This is a genomic window from Pseudomonas marincola (assembly GCF_900116605.1).
Lineage (GTDB): Bacteria > Pseudomonadota > Gammaproteobacteria > Pseudomonadales > Pseudomonadaceae > Aquipseudomonas > Aquipseudomonas marincola.
This window is the reverse complement of sequence record NZ_FPBC01000007.1, coordinates 16,087-38,805: the sequence shown is the minus strand read 5'-3', so window position 1 is coordinate 38,805 and position 22,719 is coordinate 16,087. Positions and strand designations below refer to the sequence as shown.

Sequence of the window (22,719 nt, the reverse complement as noted above, 5' to 3'; positions counted from 1 at the left end):
CCTCTCATACGCAAGTTGAGGGGCTGCTAATTTATACCGCGATAGCGCTGGTGTTTTTAGCTGCACTGCCGATACCTTGCAGGTAACTGTTTGCAAGGTAGGTCTGATGAGCAAAGTCCGAGTACTGGTAATTGATGACGCCAACTTCATCCGCGATCTGGTGAAGAAGGCGTTGCGCGACCATCTGCCCGGCGTGCAGATCGAAGAAGCGATTAACGGGCGCAAAGCCCAGCAGTTGCTCAACCGCCAACCTGTAGAGCTGATCCTGTGTGACTGGGAAATGCCGGAAATGTCCGGCCTTGAGCTACTCACCTGGTGCCGTGGACAGGACAGTCTGAAGACCACGCCGTTCATCATGGTTACCAGCCGCGGTGACAAAGAGAACGTGGTGCAGGCCATTCAGGCCGGTGTTTCCGACTTCATCGGCAAGCCGTTCTCCAATGAACAACTGATCACCAAGGTTAAAAAGGCCCTGCATCGTTCTGGCGTTTTGCAGAATCTGGAACCGCGCACGCCACCGAAAATGCTCAGCAGTGGCTCTTTCGCCAATGACTCGCTGTCGGCACTCACCGCCGGTAAGACCGAAAGCGCGGCGCCCCCAAGCGCTGCGCCGACGCAGGCGCGTGAGTCTGTTGCACCGCCAATACCGAAGAAGACGGCCGCCGGTTACGGTCAGGGTCAGTTGCGCCTGGCTGACTCAAGCACGGCTTGCGTGATCAAGGCGCTGAGCCTCAAGGAAGCCTTGCTGGTGGTCAAGCGCACTGAGTCGTTGCCGCAAGTGCTGGCCAGCGCAGTGCTGGATCTGGAGCAGGGCGATAACGCCGAAGTTGCCCGCTTGAATGGTTACCTGCATGCCGTTGCCGCCTTCGAGCCGAAGCCGGACAGCGAATGGCTGCAACTGACGCTGCGCTTTGTTGACAGCGATGCGCAGAAACTCGATTACCTGTCGCGCATGATCGCTCGCGGCTCCCCGCAAAAGCACTTCATCCCCGGAGCTTGAGAACGCCTTGCAGGTGAGTTGCGCAACTCACAGCTTGCCCACTGGTGCAAACCACCGGTTTGGGGTTTTTGCTGCGGCCAATGGCGAATAGGTAGATCGTGCGATTTGGCGAGGGTGACAAAACAAGGCCCGCATTGCGCGGGCCTTGTTTTAGCGATTAGCTTGCAAGCATGCGTCCGCATTCTTCCAGATTGATGTGCCAGCTCATGGCCTCGCGCAGCAAGTGCGGAGTATGGCCGCCCTTGGCGCACGCACGATCGAAATAATCCTGCAGCGGTGCGCGGAAGTCCGGGTGCACGCAGTTTTCGATAATTGCCCGGGCCCGTTCGCGCGGTGCCAGACCGCGTAGATCCGCCAACCCTTGCTCGGTGACCAGAATGTCGACGTCGTGTTCGGTGTGGTCAACATGGCTGACCATTGGCACCACGCTGGAGATCGCGCCAGCCTTGGCAATCGACTTGGTGACGAAGATCGCCAAGTGCGCATTACGAGCGAAGTCACCCGAGCCGCCAATGCCATTCATCATCTTGGTGCCGCCCACGTGGGTCGAGTTGACGTTACCGTAGATGTCGAACTCCAGCGCCGTGTTGATCCCGATGATGCCCAGACGGCGAACCACTTCCGGGTGATTGGAAATCTCCTGCGGGCGCAGTACCAGTTTGTCCTTGTACTTATCCAGATTGCCGAACACATCGGCATTGCGCCGGCCCGACAAGGTGATCGAACTGCCCGAGGCAAAGCGCAGCTTGCCCGCGTCGATCAGGTCAAAGGTCGAGTCCTGCAGCACTTCGGAGTACATGCTCAGGTTCTCGAATGGCGAGTCGATCAGACCGCACATCACTGCATTGGCGATGCTGCCGATACCCGCCTGCAACGGGCCGAGTTCGTTGGTCATGCGCCCGGCAGTCACTTCGGCTTTGAAGAACTCGATCAGGTGATCAGCGATGCCCTGGGTTTCGGCGTCTGGCGGCAGCACGGTAGACGGCGAGTCTGGCTGATTGGTGATCACGATCGCGGCAATTTTCGCCGGGTCGATGGCGATAGCCGGTGTGCCGATGCGCTGTTGTACATCCGTCAGTGGAATCGGCGTGCGGGTCGGCCGGTACGTCGGAATATAAATGTCGTGCAGGCCTTCGAGATTCGGATTGTGCGCCATGTTGATCTCAACAATGATGCGCTTGGCGAAAATCGCGAAGCTGGCCGAGTTGCCCACCGAAGTGGTCGGCACAATATGGCCCTGCTCGGTGATGGCGACAGCCTCGATAACGGCAATGTCCGGCAGCTTGAGTTGGTGATTACGCAGCTGCTCGACCGTCTCTGAAAGGTGCTGGTCGATAAACATCACGCTGCCGTCGTTGATTGCCTTGCGCAAGGTCGAGTCCACCTGAAACGGCATGCGACGGGCCAAAACTCCGGCTTCGGTGAGTTGCTTGTCGAGATCGTTGCCCAGGCTGGCGCCCGTCATCAGGGTAATTTGCAGGGGCTGCAAGCGAGCGCGCTCAGCCAATGCTTGAGGAACCGCCTTGGCTTCGCCGGCACGGGTGAAACCGCTCATGCCAACGGTCATGCCGTCTTCGATCAGCAGGGCGGCGTCGGCCGCACTCATTACTTTGTCCATCAGGGCGGGTAGGCGAACACGGTGCATGCAAAACCTCAGAACACGGCCTAAATAAAGGGCCGCAGTCTAGGCGCACCGAGCCGTAAAGCCTCTAGTACATAAGTCCAATAGCCCGCTCTATTCTGCCTGTTGTGGATGACCGGTCGTCGGTTTTGCCCGAGAGATAGCGCACAACCTCGGCCCGCGCATCTCGCACCCAAACAACGGGGCTGCTAGTCTGCAAATCGGCATATCTCACAAATACATAAGATCAGAATTTTTATGCTAGGGCGTTTCATACTGTTGTGCATGATGCTGGTTGCAGCCGGGGAGGCTGCGGCTCTGACCATCTACAAATACACCGACGCAAATGGGGTGGTGACATACACCGACCAGGAAACGGCGGGTGCCAAGGTGTTCGTGTTTCGTGACCGAATGGTTGAGAAGCTCGATAACCAGGTCAAACTTGAAGTGAAAAAGCATCAGGCCGGTGAAACTCTGATTGTGCGCAACGACCTCTATGCGCCCGTGCAAATCCGGCTCAATCTGAGCAACCTGAGTAATGTCACCGGCGTATCCGAAGGCCCGATTGAGTGGATTCTGCAGCCCCGCAGCAAGATTCGTCTGGCCACGCTGGCAGCGCTCGACCCAACCAAACCCTTCAAATACAAAACCTCACTCAACTATGCGCTGGGTGATCCACGGCTGCTGCCAACCCAGAAAAAGTATCCATTACCCTGGCGCGGAGGCCCATTCCGCCTGTCTCAAGGGGCCAACGGCAAATACTCGCACTTCACTCCCAAAGGGCGTTACGCACTGGATATAGCCATGCCAGTCGGCACCCCGATTGTTGCGGCGCGTGGAGGCGTCGTGGTGAAAACCGAAAACCAGCAAAGTGGTCGCGGTAACAATCCCTCCGGCAACTACGTTCGCGTCCTCCACAGCGACGGCACAATGGGCGTCTACCTGCACCTCAAAAAAGGCTCAGTCAAAGTCCACGAAGGCCAGCACGTCAGCACCGGATCGCTCCTGGCGCTGTCCGGTAATACCGGCAACAGCAGTGGCCCGCATCTGCACTTCGTCGTGCAGCGCAACGTCGGGCTGGCGCTGGAGTCGATTCCTTTTGACTTTAATCAGCCCGTGAATTCGCTACCGAACTTTGCCGTAGGCGGCGACTAGATCGCTTCGAGGGGCTGTGAGCGTGTGATGCTGCGTTACTGCACAGCTCATTTGGTAGACCAAACTTCGCTGTTTGCGCCTTGCCTCACCCTGCCCACAGACCCTCGATATTTTGAATGGAGGGCAGGGGCGCTGGTTGGGCTGAGCAGATCTTAATGTCTTAGTTTTGTGTTGCTCTGTTCGCAGACCTTCCTTTTATGTTCTGGATAGAGGGCGGGGCGGCGTCGCGCTTATTTTGGGTGTGTTAGCGGAGCAGAGTGGGTTTATTCCTGAGCTGCGGGCGTTAGCTGCTCTTTGCAGTACTCGACAAATAACTGCGCGGGTTTGGTTAGTTGTGAGCGTTTTAGCCAGGCGGCGATCAGGCCGGAGCCGGTGACGGCGTCGGCGATGTCGACGGTGACGACTTTCTGGCCGTCGTAGGTGCATTCCGAATGCGGTTTGGTGACCAGAACCGAGAAGCCGAAACCTTGGCCGACCATGCCGCGGACCATTTCTATCGAGGGTGAGCTGAAGCCGATGTTCGGGTTCAGCCCAAGCTCCTCGAACAGGCTGACGAAGTAGGTACGGCTGGGCTGTACGTCGAGCAGGATCATGGGTTCGAGGACCAGATCACGCAGGGAAACTTTGGCTTGTTGGGCGAAGCGATGGCCCGCAGGCAGCAGCGCGTAGGGCGGCTGCGGCGGCATCAGGGGTGCGGTTTCGATGGTGGCGTCGAGGTCGTGGTCGTAAACAATTGCCAGGTCGAAGCGTCCGGCGGTCAGTCCTTGTACCAGTTCCTGTTGTTCGCCATCGAAGATGCGAATTTCAACGCCGGGATAGAGTTTGCGAAAGCCGGCAATCAGGCGTGGCAAGTAGAGCGGGGCGACGGTTTCGAAGCAGCCGATGTCGATCTGGCCGCTGACTACATCGTTATCGGCGAGGGCGTTTTGCTCGAACTCGTGCGACATGCGCAGCAGTTCCTGAGCCTTGCGGTAAAAGCGTGCGCCACTCGGTGTGAGTGACACGCCCTGAGCGTGGTGACGGATGAACAGCTGCACGCCAAAGCTTTCTTCCAGGCCTTTGATAGCGGTCGAGATCGACGGCTGGGCGATGTACAGCTTGCGGGAAGCCTCGGCCACACTGCCGCATTCGACGGTGGTTACAAAGTATTTGAGTTGACGCAGGGTATAGGTTGCCACGGTTAGCCTCGAACGTGCCTCTGAGAAGTCTCAGGATGGGGCACGGGGTTAGTCACTATCTGCAGTTTGCATTGATCAGGTTCAAGCAAGGAGTGCGCCTTGCTGCCTGTGGATAACCCTCAATGCGCTGGTTTTATTGGGTTTCGTATTCATTGCAGCGCGGTAACGGCTATTGGGAAACTGACGCTACTGTCGCGACCGCTGTGATATGCACAATAACCCAGCATGGCGCACTTTGTTGGTGCTTGCCTGACCAGTTTTTTCATATACCCCGAAGACATATTTACTAATTTTCCTTCTTGGCCGCTTGAGCCACCATCTGCCTCATCGTAATTCAACTCGCCAGTACGCTTTGAATGTGGCACGGGAAGGGGATGTGAAAGTGTTGGAACTGACTGATTGGCAACAACGCGCTCAAGCGCTGAGTTTCATCGACAAGGCGCTGATCAATGGCGAGTTTGTAGCGGCCGAGTCGGGTGCCACTTTTGCCTCGGTCAACCCGGCCACTAATGAGTTGCTGGCCAATGTTGCAGCGTGCAGTGCAGGCGACGTTGACCGCGCTGTGAGTGTTGCCCGCGATACGTTCGAGAACGGTCCTTGGGCGCGTATGGCACCGGTTGAGCGCAAGCAGATTTTGCTCAAGCTGGCTGATTTGATGATGGCCAATCGCGAAGAGCTGGCGCTGCTCGACTCGTTGAACATGGGCAAGCCGGTAATGGATGCCTGGAACATTGATGTGCCGGGTGCGGCTAACGTGTTTAGCTGGTACGCCGAGAGCGTCGACAAGATCTACGATCAGGTCGCGCCTAGCGCTAGCAATGTATTGGCCACGATTACCCGCGAGCCGCTGGGCGTAATCGCCGCCGTTGTGCCGTGGAATTTCCCGCTGGATATGGCCGCCTGGAAGCTGGCACCGGCGCTGGCTGCCGGTAACTCGGTGATTCTGAAACCCGCCGAGCAGTCGCCATTCTCGGCGCTGCGCCTTGGTCAGTTGGCGCTGGAGGCAGGCGTTCCGCCGGGCGTATTCAACGTGCTGCCGGGGCTGGGTGAAGTCACCGGCAAGGCCTTGGGCCTGCACATGGATGTCGATTGCCTGGTGTTTACCGGCTCGACCGAGGTGGGCAAATACTTCATGCAATACGCCGCGCAGTCCAACCTCAAACAGGTGTGGCTGGAGTGTGGCGGCAAGAGCGCCAATCTGGTGTTTGCTGATTGTCAGGACCTCGATCTGGCAGCGGAAAAAGCGGCGTTCGGCATCTTCTTCAATCAGGGCGAGGTGTGCACGGCCAATTCGCGCTTGCTGGTTGAGCGCTCGATTCACGATGAGTTTGTCGAGCGGCTGATCGCCAAGTCTCGTCAATGGCTGCCCGGTGATCCGCTGAATCCGGCTAGCACCGCGGGTGCGATTGTTGATAGTCGTCAGACCACGCAAATTATCGCCGCGATTGAAACCGCTCGCAGCGAAGGGGCGCAGGTCGTCTGTGGCGGCAAGCAAAGCAGCTATAACGGCTCAAGCAATTTCGTTGAACCGACGATTATCTGTGGCGTTAGCAACGACATGCGCATTGCCCGCGAAGAGGTATTTGGGCCGGTGCTGGCGGTGATTCCGTTCGATGACGAAGACGAGGCCATCCGCCTTGCCAATGACTCGATCTACGCACTCGCCGCTTCAGTGTGGAGTGATGATTTGAACCGCGCTCATCGTGTTGCCCGCAAGCTGCGCGCCGGCACGGTGTCGGTGAATACCGTGGACGCGCTGGATGTCACCGTACCGTTTGGCGGCGGCAAGCAATCCGGCTTTGGCCGCGATCTGTCGCTGCATTCATTTGATAAATATACCCAGCTGAAAACCACCTGGTTTCAGCTGCGATAAGGCGATCGGCCTAACGATGCCAATCCCGAGAACTGTGTAGAGGAGCCTTGCAATGACTGCCCCGATCAACCCGCAACGTACCACCGAAGATTATCAGGCACTGGATGCTGCTCACCATATCCATGCCTTTGTTGACCAGAAAGCGCTGAATGAAGAAGGCGCACGGGTCATGGTCAAAGGTGAAGGCCTGAGCCTTTGGGATAACGACGGCAAGCGTTACCTAGACGGGATGTCCGGGCTGTGGTGCACCAATCTGGGCTATGGCCGCAAAGACCTCGCGGCCGCTGCGACGCGTCAGTTGGAGCAGCTGCCTTACTACAACATGTTCTTCCACACCACGCACCCGGCAGTTATCGAGCTGTCCGAATTGCTGTTCAGCTTGCTGCCGAGCCACTACAGCCACGCCATTTACACCAACTCGGGTTCCGAGGGTAACGAAGTACTGATCCGCACCGTGCGCCGTTACTGGCAGGTGCTCGGCAAGCCGCAGAAGAAGATCATGATTGGCCGTTGGAACGGCTATCACGGCTCGACTCTGGCCAGCACCGCGCTGGGCGGCATGGGCTTCATGCATGAAATGGGCGGCATGCTGCCGGACTTTGCGCACATCGGTGAGCCTTACTATTTCGCCGATGGCGGCGACATGACCCCGGCAGAATTCGGCCTCAAGTCGGCGCGTGAACTGGAAAGCAAAATCCTCGAACTGGGCGCCGAGAACGTGGCGGCATTCGTGGCCGAGCCGTTCCAGGGCGCTGGCGGCATGATCTTCCCGCCAGAATCCTACTGGCCGGAAATTCAGCGTATTTGCCGCAAGTACGACGTACTACTGTGCGCCGATGAAGTGATCGGTGGCTTTGGCCGTACCGGCGAATGGTTCGCTCACCAGCACTTCGGTTTCGAACCCGACACCCTGACCATCGCCAAGGGCCTGACCAGCGGCTACATCCCAATGGGCGGCCTGATTCTGAGCAAGCGCATGGCTGAAGTACTGGTCGAGCAGGGCGGAGTTTTTGCCCACGGCCTGACTTATTCCGGTCACCCGGTTGCAGCAGCGGTGGCGATTGCCAACCTCAAGGCAATCCGCGATGAGCAGATCGTCACGCAGGTGAAAAACGACACCGGCCCGTATCTGCACAAAGCCCTGCAAGAGAACTTTGCCAACCATCCGCTGATTGGCGAAATTCAGGGCACTGGCCTGGTTGCGGCGTTGCAGTTCAGCGAAGACAAAGCCAGCCGCAAACGCTTCGCCAATGAGGGCGACCTCACCTGGAAATGCCGTACCTACGGCTTTGAGGAAGGGGTGATTATCCGCTCGACGCTGGGCCGCATGATCATGGCGCCGGCGCTGGTTGCCAATCACGCTGATATCGATGAGCTGGTCGAGAAAACCCGCCGCGCCGTCGACCGTACTGCCCGCGATCTGGGCCTGCTGTAACCCTCCAAAAAGCCCCGTCAGAGGGTATATGCAATAACAAGGCGCCTGTCATCACGACAGGCGCCATGGAGAAACTTTGGCCTTTGGCCTGCTCTGCCACATCTAAACCAATAACAAGCCGAGAGGCTGTGGGAGTGCTCCATGAAGAAAACCTTGCGTAAAACACTCACCCGTTCCATCGCTTGCGCCGCTCTGGCCGCTGGCGTCAGTGCTACCGCTCAGGCGGGTACGCTGGAGATCGGCCACACCACTTGGGTCGGTTACGGCACCTTGTATCTGGCGCGTGATCTGGGCTACTTCAAGGAACAAGGCCTCGATGTAAAACTCACCACCATCGAAGAGGCGGCCATGTACATGGCGGCTCAGGCGTCCGGCCAGTTGTCGGGCTCGGCTTCGACGCTGGACGAGGTGCTCAAGTACCGCAACAAGGATTTCTGCTTCAAAGCGGTTGCCGCGCTGGATGAGAGCTATGGCGGCGATGGCGTTCTGGTCGGCAACGACGTGAACAGTCTGAGTGATCTCAAGGGCAAGCCGGTGGCGGTCAACGAGGGTTCGGTTTCGCAGTTCTGGTTGTCGTATTTGCTCAAGCAGCAAGGCATGAAAATGTCTGATCTGGATATCCAGAACATGACCGCCGATGACGCCGCTACCGCGTTTATCGCCGGGCGTATTCCGGCGGCTGTGACGTGGGAGCCCCATTTGTCGATGGTGCGCGCCAAAGGCGAAGGCAAAGTGCTGGTCGACAGCAGTAAAACGCCAGGCGTAATTGTCGATGTCGTGGCGTTGTCCTGCGATGTGATCGACAAGCAACCGGACGATGTGAAGGCGCTGGTCACTGGCTTGTACAAGGCGGTCGAGTACACCAAGGAGCATCCCGAAGACGCCTACAAAATCATGGCCAAGGGCGTCGGTGGTTATCTTTCCGATCCGGCTGAGCTGGCGGAAGCAGCGAAGGGCGTGCGTTTCTATGACCAGGCGATGAGCGAGAAACTGCTCGGCACCGCAGGCAAGGAAGGCGATATCAGCACCATCATCAAGATGGCTAACGAGACGTGGAGCGAGCTGCAAGGCAAGACTTACAACGTTGCCTATGACGAGTTGGTCGACAACAGTTTCGTCACCCAGTAAGCGTCTTTCGTGCGCAGCGCCACGGCACTGCGCACGGCTGCTATTTCTTAGCCTGATGTGGAGGTGGCGCAATGGCCACGCAAAAATCCTGGGTGCAGCGCTGCCTGACGCCCAAGGTCGATCTGCCGCATAAACTCACCCTTGCCGCCGGCGCACTCTGCTGGATTGTGGTGTTTGGTCTGTGGGCGATTCTTTCGTATGGCGCCATGGTGCCGAGCATGTTCCTGCCAACGCCCGGCGATGTGATCAGCGCCGGTGTGCGCCTCGCGAGCGATGGCACGCTGGGCAAGCATGTATTCGCCAGTGTTGAAGTGGTGGTTATCGGCTTTGTTGTTTCATCGCTGGTCGCTGTACCGCTGGGGTTGCTGATGGGCAGCTTCCGTATTGTTCAGGCGGTGCTTGAGCCGCTGGTCAACTTTATCCGTTACTTGCCAGTGACCTCATTCGTGCCGCTGTTCATCTTGTGGATCGGCATCGGTCTTGAGCAGCGCGTCACGGTGATTATCTTCGGTGTGTTCTTCCAGCAACTGGTGATGATTGCCGACGTGTCCAAAGGCATTTCCAAAGACCTGCTCAACGCCAGCTACACCCTCGGCGCGAGCCGTCGTGATGTGGTCATGCATGTCTTGGGTCCGGCATCGTTGCCAGGCGTGCTCGACACCCTGCGCGTGACCATGGGTTGGGCCTGGACGTATCTGGTGGTGGCCGAGCTGGTGGCCGCATCCAGTGGCCTCGGCTACATCAGCCTCAAGGCCATGCGCGGATTTCAGGTGGATGTAATTTTCCTGGCGATTGCGATTATTGGTTTGCTCGGTCTGATGACCGATCAACTGTTCCGAATTCTCCGACTGAAGGTGGCGTCATGGGCTCAGTAGCAGCGATGCAACTCGAACTTCCTACCTCGCTTGCAGCGCCGGATACAGCGCCCGCGCGACTGCGTGTAGACAACGTCAGCCTGCGCTATCGCACGCCGTCGGGCAGTACGTTCAGTGCGCTTGAAAATGTCTCTTTTGAGGTGCCGGATCAGCAGTTCGCGGTCATTGTCGGGCCTTCCGGTTGCGGCAAGTCCAGCCTGTTGTATCTCACCGCCGGCCTCGCTGAACCGAGTGACGGTGAAATTTATGTGGGAGGCGCCAAGGTCGACGGGCCCGGTGCGGATCGCGGCATGGTGTTCCAGAGTTACACCCTGTTCCCGTGGCTGACCGTGCGCGAGAACATCGAGTTTGGCCTCAAACGCAAACGGATTGCCGCTGCCGAGCGTAAGGAAATTGTTGATTTCTATCTCAATGAAGTCGGCCTTAATAACTTTGCCGATAACTATCCAAAGCAACTGTCGGGCGGGATGATGCAGCGTGTGGCAATTGCCCGCGCGCTGGCCAACGATCCGCAGATTTTGCTGATGGACGAACCATTCGGCGCGCTCGACAGCCAAACCCGCATGCAGATGCAGCAATTGCTGCTGCGCATTTGGGAGCACAGCAAGAAGACCGTGGTGTTCGTCACGCACGATATCGACGAGGCTGTGCTACTGGGCGATCGGGTGTATGTGATGGGCGCCCGGCCGGGGCGGATAAAGGAAATTCTCGATGTGCCTATCGAGCGGCCACGGACCATGGACATGGTCATGGAGCCGGACTTTATTCGCATGAAGCGCCAGATCCTCGGGTTACTTCACGATGATCTGCAAGAGGCGCATTAAGTTATAGCAAGACTGCGTGTCGGGTTATCCGCAGCTACGCGCTGGCTGTGGATAACCCGAGTTGCGCGATGGCTGTTATCAGTCAAGAAATTGCAGGTTCAGGCTCATGAAAACTTGCCATTCAGGCTGGCCCGGACCTCTGTCGGCAACTGATACCTGAGGCTCGATGAAAAAGTTGTAGACCGTTTTCTTCTGCTTGAACACCTGGCCGATACCGAGACCCAGCGGCACGCTGTAGTTGTCGTTCTCGATGTTATAGGTCCAGATTGGCGCCGCCCGCAGGTACGTGCCGCCGCCGAGTTGGTAGAAGGCGAATGGCTGGAACGCCGCTATATTCACGTCCTCGCGACTTTCATTGCCGGCGAAGCTTTGTTGCCACGACAACAAGTAGCCGTATTGAAATTTGGGCGAACTGGCATTGAACAGCACGTTAACCAGACCCCCTGACCACTTCTCACTGCCGAGTTCGTCATCGGTTGCGGTGCGCGCGGTCAATTGTGGGCCCACACCAAAGCTGACAGCAGGGTCGCCAGTGTCGATCAGGTAGGCGGCAAACAGGTTCAGGTCACCAATGCCTGTGGTGCGACCACTGCTGGTGGCAGACGGGAAACTGTTGATTGGTAACGAGGCACGCAACAACCAATTGCTTTCACCGACGCTGAAGGGCTTGGCGTAGCGAAACCAGAACTGGTCCGCTGACTTATCCGATTCGGTAAGTTCGCCGATGTAGTAATTCTGCAGGTTGAATGCCGTCATATTAGCGAGCGGGTTGTTCGCTTGCGCGGCGGAGTCGGTGGTCTCTTCTGCTGAAAGCGCGCCTTGAGAAAGCGCTAAAGCAGCGGCAGCAAGGGGGTATTTGAGCCTCGTAATCATCGCGTGAGTCCTTTTGTTTCCAGTCAAAAATTCGCAATTCCAGTGCACGGATCAAGCGTTACCTGCCCACAAATTAGCTTGGGCTTTGGGCGCTTTCAATGATTAGTTCAGATTAGACTCTTTCAGAATGAGTGTCGGAAAAAGTCTGAACTAAAGTGCTGTTGAGGCCAGGCAGCACTTAGTTCACAGGCAGGAAGTTGCGGTTCTGACAAAGGCTCAGCGCCTTTGTTATCAGTCGACTTTGAGGACTTTGGCGAGGATTATCTTCGGCCCTTTCATTTTTTTAACGATGATGCGCAAGCCATCGCTTTCGATCACTTCTTCTTCCTCTGGCATGCGCTTGAGGGTTTCGTAGATCAGGCCGGCCAGCGTTTCTGCGTCGAGGTGGTCAAGGTCGATGCCGAGCAGGCGTTCAATCTTGAACAGCGGTGTATCGCCGCGTACCAACAATTTGCCTGGCTGATAGGCGACGATGCCGCGCTCGGTTTTGCGGTGTTCATCCTGAATGTCGCCGACCAGTGCTTCGAGCACGTCTTCCATGGTCAGGTAGGCGATAACCTTGCCGTCGGCTTCCTCGACCAGCGCAAAGTGCGAGCCACCCTGACGAAATTGCTCAAGCAGATTCGACAGCGGCATATGCCGGCTGACGCGTTCGATCGGGTGCATCAGTTCGCTGATATTCAGCGCCGACGGGAGCATTTCCAGCAGCGACAAGTGCAGCAGCAAATCTTTGATATGCAGCACGCCGACATAGTCTTCGCGTTCGCTGTCGTACACCGGATAGCGGCTGTATTTGTGCCGGCGAAACACCGAGAACACTTCATCCAGCGGCGCCTTCAGGTCGATATGCACCAGGTCTTCACGTGAGTTGGCCCAGTCAACCACTTCCAGTTCACCCAGCTCGACGGCCGACGCCAGCACGCGCATGTCCTGATCGTTGGGGTCTCTGGCGCGGCTTGAGTGGAGGATCAGTTTCAGCTCGTCGCGGCTGTAGTGATGGTCGTGATGCGGGCCGGGTTCACCCTGACCGGCCACCCGCAAAATCGCGTTGGCGCTGGCGTTGAGCAAGAAAATCGCCGGGTACATGGCCCAGTAGAACAGGTACAACGGGCCTGCTGTCCACAGCGACAGCAGCTCGGGTTTGCGGATGGCCCATGACTTGGGCGCAAGCTCGCCGACCACGATGTGCAGGTACGAAATAATGAAGAAGGCGGTGAAGAAGGCGATACCGCTGACCAGCTTCGGCGAGTCGATACCGATGCTGCCCAGCAGTGGCTCGATCAGGTGCGCGAACGCCGGCTCACCGACCCAGCCAAGGCCGAGCGATGCCAGGGTAATACCCAGTTGGCAGGCAGAAAGATAAGCGTCGAGTTGATTGTGTACGGTGCGCAGAATGTGCCCGCGCCAGCCGTGTTTGGCGGCGAGGCTTTCCACTTTGGTCGAGCGTAGCTTGACCATGGCGAACTCGGCGGCAACAAAGAAGCCGTTGAGAAACACCAGAAAAATAGCGAACAGAACAAGCCCGAAATCGGCGAAGTAGGATGCAGCAGAGTAACTAGAGGAGGGGTCCATTAGGGTTTCAGTTGGCCAATGAGGACATTAGATTGGGGGCTTTGGCTCGGCTTTTCAAGAGCCAGATGCGCAAGTCAGATGCCTGAACGGATTAACCGGTACAGGCACCTGCTGGCGAGTCAGTTGGCTATTGGTTACGCCGGACCATCTGCGCGCTGGGGAAATGGCAGGTGAACGTGCTGCCCTTGCCCTGCGTGCTGCTGATGTCGAGCGTGCCGCGATGGCGCAGCAATACGTGCTTCACAATCGCCAGCCCGAGGCCGGTGCCGCCTGTGTTGCTGGCGCGGCTGGAGTCGACCCGATAGAAACGCTCGGTCAGGCGCGGCAAATGTTTAGCCTCAATGCCCAGGCCTGTGTCTTTGACCGCCATGTGCGCGCCGCGCTCATCGCCCCACCAGCGTATGTGGATTTCGCCTTCGTCCGGGGTGTACTTGACCGCATTGAACACCAGATTGGAAAACGCACTGTGCAACTCGGCCTCGCTGCCTTTGAGCTTGAGGTGCGGGTCTGCTTCCAGCGTGATGCGGTGATGGCGCTCAGCCGACAAGGCCTGCGCATCGTTCTTGATCGACAGCAGCATCAGGTCGATCGTCACCGGCGCGTTGTCCGACGGATAGTCTGTGGCTTCGAGCTTGGCCAGCAGGAGCAAGTCATTGAGCAGATTCTGCATGCGCCCACCTTGCTGCTGCATCTGTTGCAGCGCCCGCAGCCAGCGCGGATTGATGGCATCCACGTTGTCGAGCAAGGTTTCGAGGTAACCGGAAATCACCGTCAGTGGCGTGCGCAACTCATGCGATACGTTGGCGACGAAGTCTTTGCGCATCTGCTCCAGCTGGTGCAGGCGGGTCACGTCGCGCACCAACATCAAGTGCTCACGGTTGCCGTATTGGGTGATATGGAACTGCAAGCGGCGGCGGTCATTGACCGGCGAAGGCAGGTCCAGCGGCTCGGCGTAGTTCTCGCCGTCGAAGTATTCCTTGAAGCGCGGATCACGCACCAGGTTGGTAATCGGCTGGCCGCTGTCTTGTGGAGTTTTAAGCCCGAGCAGGGTTTCGGCGGCAATGTTCCACCAATCCAGATTGCCATCGCTGTCGAGCATCACCACGGCGTCTTTAAGTGCGGTGGTGGATTCCTGTACTCGGTCGATCACTGCTTGCAGGCGGCCACGTACGCGTTGGTCGCGACGTTGCAGGTGATAGATGCTGTCGAACACTTCACCCCAAAGGCCGTAGCCCACGGGCGGTGCTTCGTCGCCTTGCTGGGTCTTCAGCCATTCATGCAGGCGCAGCAGTTGGCGGAGGTTCCAGAACAGGTAAATGCTCAGGCCTGCGAGCAGGGACCATGCGTAATAGCCCGTCACCATGCCGACCAGTGAACTGACGAGTACGATCAGGATTACGCGTCGGATGATGATTGCACGCCAGTTTTGATTCACTTAGAGCTCATCCGCCAATTAGTCCTTATTGCCGGTTAGTTCACCGGTAGCCCCGGTAAGCATCCACTCTTGCTGCCAGCCGCTTGAGGGCGGCGCACAGGGTTGTCGCTGATTCAGCTCTTGGTCGAGAAACGGTAGCCAGTGCCGCGTACCGTTTGTACCAGATTTTCATAGGCATCGCCGAGGGCTTTGCGCAGACGGCGGATGTGCACATCGACTGTACGTTCCTCGACGTAGACGTTGCCACCCCAAACCTGATCCAGCAATTGGCCGCGGGTATAGGCGCGTTCCTGGTGAGTCATGAAAAACTGCAGCAGGCGGTATTCGGTCGGGCCCATTTCGGCAGGCTTGCCGTCGATGGTCACGCGATGGCTGACCGGGTCGAGCAGCAGGCCGCCAATCTCGATCGGGCCTTCGCTGTCGCTTGGCCCGGCGCGGCGCAATACCGCCTTGAGCCGTGCAACCAGCTCGCGCGGCGAGAAAGGTTTGGTGATGTAGTCATCGGCGCCGACTTCAAGACCCTGGATCTTGTTGTCTTCCTCGCCTTTGGCCGTGAGCATGATGATCGGAATGTCGCCGGTCAGCTCGTCACGCTTGAGGCGGCGCGCCAATTCGATACCCGAAGTGCCGGGCAGCATCCAGTCGAGCAGGATCAGGTCGGGTTTGCGGTCGACGATGATCGTGTGCGCCTGTTGGGTGTTTTCCGCTTCCAGGCATTCATAGCCTGCCATCTCCAGCGCAACCGCGATCATTTCGCGGATTGGCGCTTCGTCATCGACGATCAGAATACTCTTGCCAGCCATGGTTAAGCCTCGGTCCTTAAAACTGTCATGCGCCGCATTAGATAACGGAATTATTGCAGTGATATGACAGTGTGACGTTGCTTTGTCTGCAATCAGCGCATTGCGTAGTCGATAACCAGACCCAGAAAGATCGCTAAACCGGCCCAATGGTTGTGCAAAAATGCTTTGAAACAGACCATCGGCTCGCGGTTGCGGGTGCTCCAGAACTCCCAGATAAAGCAGCCAGCAGCGCCGATCAGGCCCAGATAGAAGTACAGGCCGAGCTCGAAACGTGCGCCCGCCATCAACAGGCAAAGCAGTGCCAGCGATTGCAGCAGCAGAATGACGATGCGGTCGGCATCGCCAAACAGAATGGCGGTCGATTTAACCCCGATTTTCAGGTCGTCTTCGCGGTCGGCCATCGCGTAATAGGTGTCGTAGCCCACTGTCCACAGCAGGTTGGCGATATACAACAGCCACGCTGCGGGCGGCACGCTGCCGGTTTCGGCGGTAAATGCCATCGGCATGCCCCACGAAAAAGCCGCGCCCAGCACCACCTGTGGATAAAAAGTATAGCGCTTCATGAACGGGTAGCAGGCCGCGAGTGCCAGCCCGCCGAACGACAGCCAAATGGTATTGGCGTTGGTAAACAGCACCAATATGAAGCTCAACGCCACCAGCACGGCGAACAACACCAGCGCCTCACGGCCTTTGATCTTGCCGCTGGCCAGGGGCCGCGCTTGCGTGCGTTTTACGTGGCCATCGAAATTGCGGTCGGCGTAATCATTGATCACACAGCCGGCAGCGCGCATCAGAACCACCCCGACCACGAAGATCAGCACGTTCTTCACGCTCGGGTTGCCGTCGCCTGCAATCCACAAGGCCCAGAGTGTTGGCCACAGCAGCAGGTAAATGCCGATGGGCTTTTCCATGCGCGTCAGCTGGATAAAGTCCCAGGCGCGTGGGTGCAGGTGGTTGAGCGATTGCAGCAGGCGGGTATACATCTAATGCGTCTCCGTGGGAGTTGCGCGGATTATACGGATGCGCGCCGCACAATCGTAGAACACATGCCGGCGCTGTGGCGCAGTCGAGTTATCCACAGGCGCGAGGTGTGTGCGGGTTAACAGTCGACTTTCGCGGCGAGCCAGAAGTCCGGCAGAAATACCTCGGCCACCAGCACCGCCAGTTCGCCGCGACTAAAGCACGAGCGCCGCGCCCACAGCCGCTCGGTGCGAACCTCTGGCGGCAGGTGGGCGGCCGGATAATGGCATGCCTGGAGTTCACCGCGATCAAATGCCGGGTTGCTGAACAGCAACTCACCCAACGAGCGGCTGCCGAGCTTGCCCAGATCAAAGCCGGAACCTTGCAGGGCGCTGCGTGCGGCAACGCTGCGGGCAAATACCCAGGGTTGTTCATGGCCGCGCAAGTACACCTCGCGCACCCAGCCCTGGCTGCCTTCCGGCACATTCAGCGCGCTGCATTCATCGGCCCGCAGGCGCTGCCAGCCTTCATCCAAAGGCACTACGCTGAAATTGTTCGCCGACAAGCCAATCAGGCGCTGGGTCAGCGAGTCCTGATTGATGAACAGCCAGTTGTGCACGCCGGCGCTGGGGGCCGGTTGCAGTTGTTTGGCGGTTAGCCAGCGGGGCGGGTGAGCTAATACGGCGTGGGGCACGGGATTATTTCACGGCAATTTGGCGGGCTGCGAGTTTATCACGCAGCCGCATCACGACCAGCCTTCGAGGCGCATGGTAGCCCGGACCAGACGCTGTTCTTCGAGTTCGATGTCTTTCAGATTATCGCGGATGCTGTGGATATGTTCGCGGGCAGCCCGCTGCGCCTGCTCGGGCAAGCGCTCGATAATAGCGTGATAAAGCCGCGAGTGCTGGCGGTCGATCTGGCGCTTTTGCAGCGGCCGGTGATAGAGGTTGTTGACCGAGGCAAACACCGTGTTGAGCATCAGGTCGGTAAGCGATTGCAGGGTATACAGCAGCACCGGGTTGTGTGAGGCGTCGCAAATCGCCAAGTGAAAGGCATGGTCGAGCCGCGCATGTTCGCTGGGCTCCAAGGGCACTGGCTGGCTGTGTGCGGCGACCATTTCTTCATAACAGCGTGTCAGCAAAACAAAGTCGGCATCGGTGCCGCGCAGCGCTGCCAGGCGTGCCGATTCGGCTTCCAGCAATGCGCGCACTTCAAGCAGGTCGAACAATGTGCGCGGTTGCGAACTGAACAGGTGCATCAGCGGGGTGCTGTCGCGCGGCCCGCTGAGGTCGGAGATTCGTGAGTTGCGGCCTTGCGCCGTTTCGATAATGCCGCGCCCGCGCAGCACTTTAAGGCCTTCACGCAGCGCTGAGCGCGAGATGCCCAGCTTCTCGCACAGGCGTCTTTCCGAGGGCAGGGGCTGGCCGGCCTTGAGTACACCGTCGACGATCAGGCGCTCGATTCGTTCAGCAACGACATCGCTGACCTGACGGCGAGCAGCAGGTGTGTTTTCGGTCATTTATTGAATTTCCTACAACTGGTCGTACCAGTTTATACAGGCCTGTCTGTTTCGTCTTGCCGCATTCTCTCTGGCCTCTGACTATGGGCTATACAGGCACCTGTTGTGCAGTATGGCTGATTTTAAACTGGTATGACCAGTAAGTGTTTGAGTAGACGTCAGCGGTTCATCGGCTTATTTATGTTGGCATACCGCACGCTGCACTACGTCTGCTGCGCGCAATAAAAATGAACGTTGCCTGATTCGAGCCTGCCATGAGCATTCTGTACGACGAACGAGTCGACGGTGCGCTGCCCAAAGTCGATAAACCGGCTTTGCTCAGTGCTCTACGTGAGTCTCTGCCTGATCTTGAGGTGTTACACACCCAGGAAGACCTCAAACCTTACGAGTGTGACGGTCTTTCCGCCTATCGCACCACGCCGATGATGGTGGTGCTGCCCGAGCGCCTGGAGCAGGTCGAAACCTTGCTCAAGCTTTGCTACAAGCGGCAGGTCCCGGTGGTCGCACGCGGCGCTGGCACTGGTTTGTCCGGCGGTGCATTGCCATTGGAGCAGGGCATTCTGCTGGTCATGGCGCGCTTCAACAAAATTCTCGAAGTCAATCCGCAAGGTCGTTTTGCCCGGGTGCAGCCCGGTGTGCGCAATTTGGCGATCTCTAATGCTGCCGCCCCTTACGACATGTATTACGCGCCGGACCCGTCTTCGCAAATCGCCTGCTCGATTGGCGGTAACGTCGCCGAGAACGCGGGTGGCGTGCACTGCCTGAAGTACGGCCTGACCGTGCATAACCTGCTCAAGGTGGAGATTCTCACCGTTGAAGGCGAGCGCATGACGCTCGGCAGCGATGCGCTGGATTCGCCGGGCTTTGATTTGCTGGCGCTGTTCACCGGCTCCGAAGGCATGCTCGGGATTGTTACCGAAGTTACCGTCAAGCTGTTGCCCAAGCCGCAGGTTGCCAAGGTTTTGCTGGCCAGCTTTGACTCGGTTGAAAAGGCCGGCCGTGCCGTCGGCGACATCATCGCCGCGGGCATCATTCCGGGTGGTCTGGAGATGATGGACAACCTGGCGATTCGCGCCGCCGAAGACTTTATCCGCGCCGGTTATCCGGTCGAGGCAGAAGCGATTCTGCTGTGTGAACTCGATGGCGTTGAAGCCGATGTTCACGACGAATGCGAGCGTGTGCGTCTGGTGCTTGAGAAGGCAGGTGCGACAGAAGTGCGTCTGGCCAAAGATGAGGCCGAGCGCGTCAAGTTCTGGGCTGGTCGCAAGAATGCATTCCCGGCAGTTGGGCGTATTTCGCCGGACTACTACTGCATGGACGGCACTATTCCGCGCCGCGAATTACCCGGCGTTCTTAAAGGCATTGCCGAAATCTCCGCTGAGCACGGCCTGCGTGTCGCCAACGTATTCCACGCCGGTGACGGCAATATGCACCCGCTGATTCTGTTTGATGCCAATCAGCCAGGCGAGCTTGAGCGTGCTGAAGCTGTGGGCGGCAAGATTCTCGAATTGTGCGTCAAGGTCGGCGGCAGCATCACCGGCGAGCACGGCGTAGGCCGTGAAAAGATCAATCAGATGTGCGCGCAGTTCAACAGTGATGAGCTGACCTTGTTCCACGCCGTAAAAGCCGCCTTCGACCCGAGTGGCCTGCTTAATCCCGGCAAGAACATTCCGACTTTGCACCGTTGCGCCGAGTTCGGCTCGATGCACGTGCACCACGGCCAGCTGCCATTCCCTGAACTGGAGCGTTTTTGATGTCTGCTTTCGATGCCAGCCAGGCGCTGCTGGAACAGGTTAATCATGCCCTTAACAATCAGGGCACATTGCGCATTCAAGGCACCAACAGCAAAGCATTTCTCGGCCGCCCGGTAAGCGGTGAAGTGCTCGACATGCGCAGCCACAGCGGCATTGTCAGCTATGACCCGACCGAGCTGGTGATTACCGCTCGCGCCGGTACGCCGTTGGCAGAGCTTGAGGCCGCGCTGGACGCTGCGGGGCAGATGCTGCCATGCGAGCCGCCGCACTTTGCCGAAGGCGGTACGGTCGGCGGCATGGTGGCTGCGGGGATTTCCGGGCCGCGTCGGCCGTGGGCGGGCTCGGTGCGTGATTATGTATTGGGTACACGGGTCATCACCGGGCACGGCAAGCATTTGCGCTTTGGCGGCGAAGTGATGAAGAACGTCGCCGGTTACGACCTGTCGCGTTTGCTGTCCGGCAGCTTCGGCTGCCTCGGCGTGCTCACCGAAGTGTCGCTCAAAGTGCTGCCAAAACCCCGCCAATGCCTGAGCCTGCGGGTGGAAATGGACACTCAAACCGCGTTGCTGAAACTGGCTGAATGGGGCCAGCAGCCAGTGCCGATCAGCGCCGCCTGTCACGACGGCAGCGCGCTGTATTTGCGTCTTGAGGGCGGTGAAGGATCGGTTGCAGCGGCGCGTGAGCGCATTGGCGGTGAAGAGCTGTCAGCCACATTCTGGAGTGACCTGAACGAGCAGCGTTTGCCGTTCTTTGCAGGCGCCAAGACGCTGTGGCGTTTGTCGGTGCCGAACAACACCGGGGTATTGGAGCTTGAAGGTGAGCAGTTGCTCGACTGGGGTGGCGCGCAGCGCTGGCTCAAGTCTGATGCCGACGCGCAGGCGATTCGCGCGGCCGTGAGCAAGGTTGGCGGCCATGCCACATGCTTCACTGCGGGCGCCAGCGACAGCCCGTTCCAGCCTTTGGCAGCGCCACTGCTGCGTTATCACCAGCAGCTCAAAGCGCAACTCGACCCGCAGGGGATTTTTAACCCCGGGCGTATGTATTCGGAAGTTTAAGTATGCAGACTAATCTAAGCGAACAAGCCAAGCGTCTGCCGCGCGCCGCCGAGGCAGAAAGCATTCTGCGCTCCTGCGTGCACTGTGGTTTTTGCAACGCAACGTGCCCGACCTATCAATTGCTTGGCGACGAACTGGACGGCCCGCGTGGGCGTATCTATCTGATCAAGCAGGTGCTCGAAGGCAACGAAGTTACCGCCAAGACTCAGCAACATCTCGACCGCTGCCTGACCTGCCGCAACTGTGAAACAACCTGCCCGTCGGGTGTGCAGTATCACAACTTGCTCGATATCGGTCGCGCCGTGGTCGATGCCGCAGTACCGCGCCCGTTGGGTGAGCGCATGCTGCGTGAAGGTCTGCGCATGATGACGCCGAACCCCGGCGTGTTCAAAGCCATGACCCAGCTCGGTCAGGTGTTCAAGCCGGTGTTGCCCGAAGCCCTGAAGAACAAGCTGCCGCGTGAAGTACGCCCGGCCAAGCCCCGCCCTGAGATGCGTCATGCACGTCACGTATTGATGCTCGAAGGCTGTGTGCAGCCCGGTTTGTCGCCTAATACCAATGCGGCGACTGCGCGGGTTCTCGATCGTCTGGGCATCAGCGTCAAACCGATTGCTCAGGCCGGTTGCTGCGGCGCGGTGGACTATCACCTGAACGCGCAGGAAGCTGGTTTGCAGCGGGCGCGGCGCAACATCGATGCCTGGTGGCCAGCCGTCGAGGCGGGCGCAGAAGCCATCGTGCAGACCGCCAGTGGCTGCGGCGCATTCGTCAAAGATTACGCGCACATGCTCAAGGACGACCGCGAGTATGCGAAGAAAGCCGAGCGTATCAGCGCCCTCAGCAAAGATCTGGTCGAGGTTCTGCGTGAAGAGCCATTAGAGACATTGACAGGCACGGCAGGCAAGCGCCTGGCGTTCCATTGCCCATGCACCTTGCAGCACGCCCTGAAACTGGGCGGCGAGGTCGAGGCGGTGCTCAGCAAGCTCGGTTTCAGCCTGACCCAAGTGCCAGACAGCCATCTTTGCTGTGGCTCTGCCGGTACCTATTCAATCACCCAGCCAGAGCTTTCCAAGCAGCTGCGTGACAACAAGATGAATGCCCTCGAAAGCGGTAAGCCCGAGGTTATCGTCACCGCCAATATCGGTTGCCAGACCCACCTCGACGGAGCCGGGCGTACGCCTGTGCGCCACTGGATCGAGCTGGTCGAAGAAGCCCTGAACTAGGAGATTTACATGCAAACCAAAGCCGTACTGGGTCTACAGGAAGCCAGCCAGATCATCGCCGCCGCACGTGCCGAGGCCGAAGCCAACAACTGGGCTGTGGCCATTGCAGTAGTCGATGACGGTGGCCATCCGCTGGCGTTGGAGCGTCTCGATGGTTGTGCGCCAATCGGTGCCTACATCGCTCAGGAAAAAGCCCGCACCTCTGCGCTGGGCCGCCGCGAATCGAAAATTTATGAAGACATGGTCAATGGCGGTCGCAATGCGTTCATTTCAGCGCCATTGCTGACCTCGCTGGAAGGCGGTGTACCGGTTGTCGTAAACGGCCAGATCGTAGGCGCCGTGGGCGTGTCCGGCGTTCGCGCCGATCAGGACTCGCAGATTGCCAAGGCGGGTGCTTCGAGCGTGGCATAAGCCGCTGCTCGCACCCCTTGCAACCCAT

The 22,719-nt window shown here is 58.4% G+C and carries 20 protein-coding genes; 11 read left to right on the top strand and 9 right to left on the bottom strand.

Annotated elements, in window-relative coordinates:
• The first annotated feature begins 106 nt into the window (after positions 1-106).
• Positions 107-1,000: a response regulator gene (locus tag BM395_RS12655; RefSeq protein ID WP_069899947.1), complete on the top strand. Its 894-nt coding sequence runs from the start codon at positions 107-109 to the stop codon at positions 998-1,000.
• 157 nt (positions 1,001-1,157) lie between these two features.
• Here the strand turns inward: BM395_RS12655 and BM395_RS12650 are convergent, their stop codons facing one another.
• A complete protein-coding gene (locus BM395_RS12650; protein ID WP_069899946.1) occupies positions 1,158-2,645 on the bottom strand; it encodes a succinyl-CoA:acetate CoA-transferase ScpC in 1,488 nt (495 codons plus the stop codon).
• A 234-nt stretch (positions 2,646-2,879) separates the two neighbouring features.
• Here BM395_RS12650 and BM395_RS12645 point away from each other — a divergent pair, with 234 nt between their 5' ends.
• Complete coding sequence (locus BM395_RS12645) at positions 2,880-3,776, top strand: peptidoglycan DD-metalloendopeptidase family protein (protein WP_069899945.1); 897 nt, start codon at positions 2,880-2,882, stop codon at positions 3,774-3,776.
• A 263-nt stretch (positions 3,777-4,039) separates the two neighbouring features.
• Here the strand turns inward: BM395_RS12645 and BM395_RS12640 are convergent, their stop codons facing one another.
• A complete protein-coding gene (locus BM395_RS12640) occupies positions 4,040-4,954 on the bottom strand; it encodes a LysR substrate-binding domain-containing protein (RefSeq protein ID WP_069899944.1) in 915 nt (304 codons plus the stop codon).
• Between the two features lie 382 nt (positions 4,955-5,336).
• On the opposite strand from BM395_RS12640, the gene BM395_RS12635 reads away from it, so the two are divergent.
• From BM395_RS12635 to BM395_RS12615, 5 genes are all read left to right on the top strand, one after another.
• Complete coding sequence (locus BM395_RS12635) at positions 5,337-6,827, top strand: aldehyde dehydrogenase (protein WP_090512702.1); 1,491 nt, start codon at positions 5,337-5,339, stop codon at positions 6,825-6,827.
• 52 nt (positions 6,828-6,879) lie between these two features.
• A complete protein-coding gene (locus BM395_RS12630; protein ID WP_069899943.1) occupies positions 6,880-8,262 on the top strand; it encodes an aspartate aminotransferase family protein in 1,383 nt (460 codons plus the stop codon).
• A gap of 141 nt (positions 8,263-8,403) precedes the next feature.
• Positions 8,404-9,390 carry an ABC transporter substrate-binding protein gene (locus BM395_RS12625; RefSeq protein WP_090512340.1) on the top strand — a complete coding sequence of 329 codons (987 nt, stop codon included), beginning with the start codon at positions 8,404-8,406 and terminating at the stop codon, positions 9,388-9,390.
• Between the two features lie 71 nt (positions 9,391-9,461).
• Entirely contained in the window at positions 9,462-10,265 is an 804-nt protein-coding gene (locus BM395_RS12620; RefSeq protein ID WP_090512337.1) for an ABC transporter permease, read from the top strand.
• Positions 10,253-11,089, top strand: a complete 837-nt coding sequence (locus BM395_RS12615; RefSeq protein WP_069899940.1) for an ABC transporter ATP-binding protein — start codon at positions 10,253-10,255, stop codon at positions 11,087-11,089. Before BM395_RS12620 ends, BM395_RS12615 begins: the two co-directional genes overlap by 13 nt.
• A gap of 78 nt (positions 11,090-11,167) precedes the next feature.
• Here the strand turns inward: BM395_RS12615 and BM395_RS12610 are convergent, their stop codons facing one another.
• The 7 genes from BM395_RS12610 to glcC form a co-directional block, all read right to left on the bottom strand.
• Positions 11,168-11,962: a hypothetical protein gene (locus BM395_RS12610; protein WP_069899939.1), complete on the bottom strand. Its 795-nt coding sequence runs from the start codon at positions 11,960-11,962 to the stop codon at positions 11,168-11,170.
• A 231-nt stretch (positions 11,963-12,193) separates the two neighbouring features.
• Positions 12,194-13,534, bottom strand: coding sequence for a hemolysin family protein (locus BM395_RS12605; RefSeq protein WP_090512335.1), 1,341 nt, complete (start codon positions 13,532-13,534; stop codon positions 12,194-12,196).
• Between the two features lie 127 nt (positions 13,535-13,661).
• Positions 13,662-14,969 (bottom strand): phosphate regulon sensor histidine kinase PhoR, encoded by a 1,308-nt coding sequence (gene phoR, locus BM395_RS12600; RefSeq protein ID WP_090512332.1) that lies wholly within the window; start codon positions 14,967-14,969, stop codon positions 13,662-13,664.
• Between the two features lie 113 nt (positions 14,970-15,082).
• Positions 15,083-15,772, bottom strand: a complete 690-nt coding sequence (gene phoB / locus BM395_RS12595; protein ID WP_069899936.1) for a phosphate regulon transcriptional regulator PhoB — start codon at positions 15,770-15,772, stop codon at positions 15,083-15,085.
• A gap of 92 nt (positions 15,773-15,864) precedes the next feature.
• A complete protein-coding gene (gene ubiA / locus BM395_RS12590) occupies positions 15,865-16,755 on the bottom strand; it encodes a 4-hydroxybenzoate octaprenyltransferase (RefSeq protein ID WP_090512330.1) in 891 nt (296 codons plus the stop codon).
• 116 nt (positions 16,756-16,871) lie between these two features.
• Positions 16,872-17,426 carry a chorismate--pyruvate lyase family protein gene (locus tag BM395_RS12585; protein ID WP_090512327.1) on the bottom strand — a complete coding sequence of 185 codons (555 nt, stop codon included), beginning with the start codon at positions 17,424-17,426 and terminating at the stop codon, positions 16,872-16,874.
• 51 nt (positions 17,427-17,477) lie between these two features.
• On the bottom strand, positions 17,478-18,251 hold the full coding sequence (gene glcC, locus BM395_RS12580; RefSeq protein ID WP_069899933.1) for a transcriptional regulator GlcC: 774 nt from the start codon (positions 18,249-18,251) through the stop codon (positions 17,478-17,480).
• A 254-nt stretch (positions 18,252-18,505) separates the two neighbouring features.
• Here glcC and glcD point away from each other — a divergent pair, with 254 nt between their 5' ends.
• From glcD to BM395_RS12560, 4 genes are read left to right on the top strand one after another with little or no spacing between them, the layout of a single operon-like run.
• Complete coding sequence (gene glcD / locus BM395_RS12575; RefSeq protein ID WP_069899932.1) at positions 18,506-20,005, top strand: glycolate oxidase subunit GlcD; 1,500 nt, start codon at positions 18,506-18,508, stop codon at positions 20,003-20,005.
• A complete protein-coding gene (gene glcE, locus BM395_RS12570; RefSeq protein WP_090512323.1) occupies positions 20,005-21,060 on the top strand; it encodes a glycolate oxidase subunit GlcE in 1,056 nt (351 codons plus the stop codon). Before glcD ends, glcE begins: the two co-directional genes overlap by 1 nt.
• Positions 21,061-21,062: 2 nt before the next feature.
• Positions 21,063-22,280, top strand: coding sequence for a glycolate oxidase subunit GlcF (glcF, locus tag BM395_RS12565; protein WP_090512321.1), 1,218 nt, complete (start codon positions 21,063-21,065; stop codon positions 22,278-22,280).
• A 9-nt stretch (positions 22,281-22,289) separates the two neighbouring features.
• Entirely contained in the window at positions 22,290-22,691 is a 402-nt protein-coding gene (locus BM395_RS12560; RefSeq protein WP_069899929.1) for a heme-binding protein, read from the top strand.
• Positions 22,692-22,719: the final 28 nt, after the last annotated feature.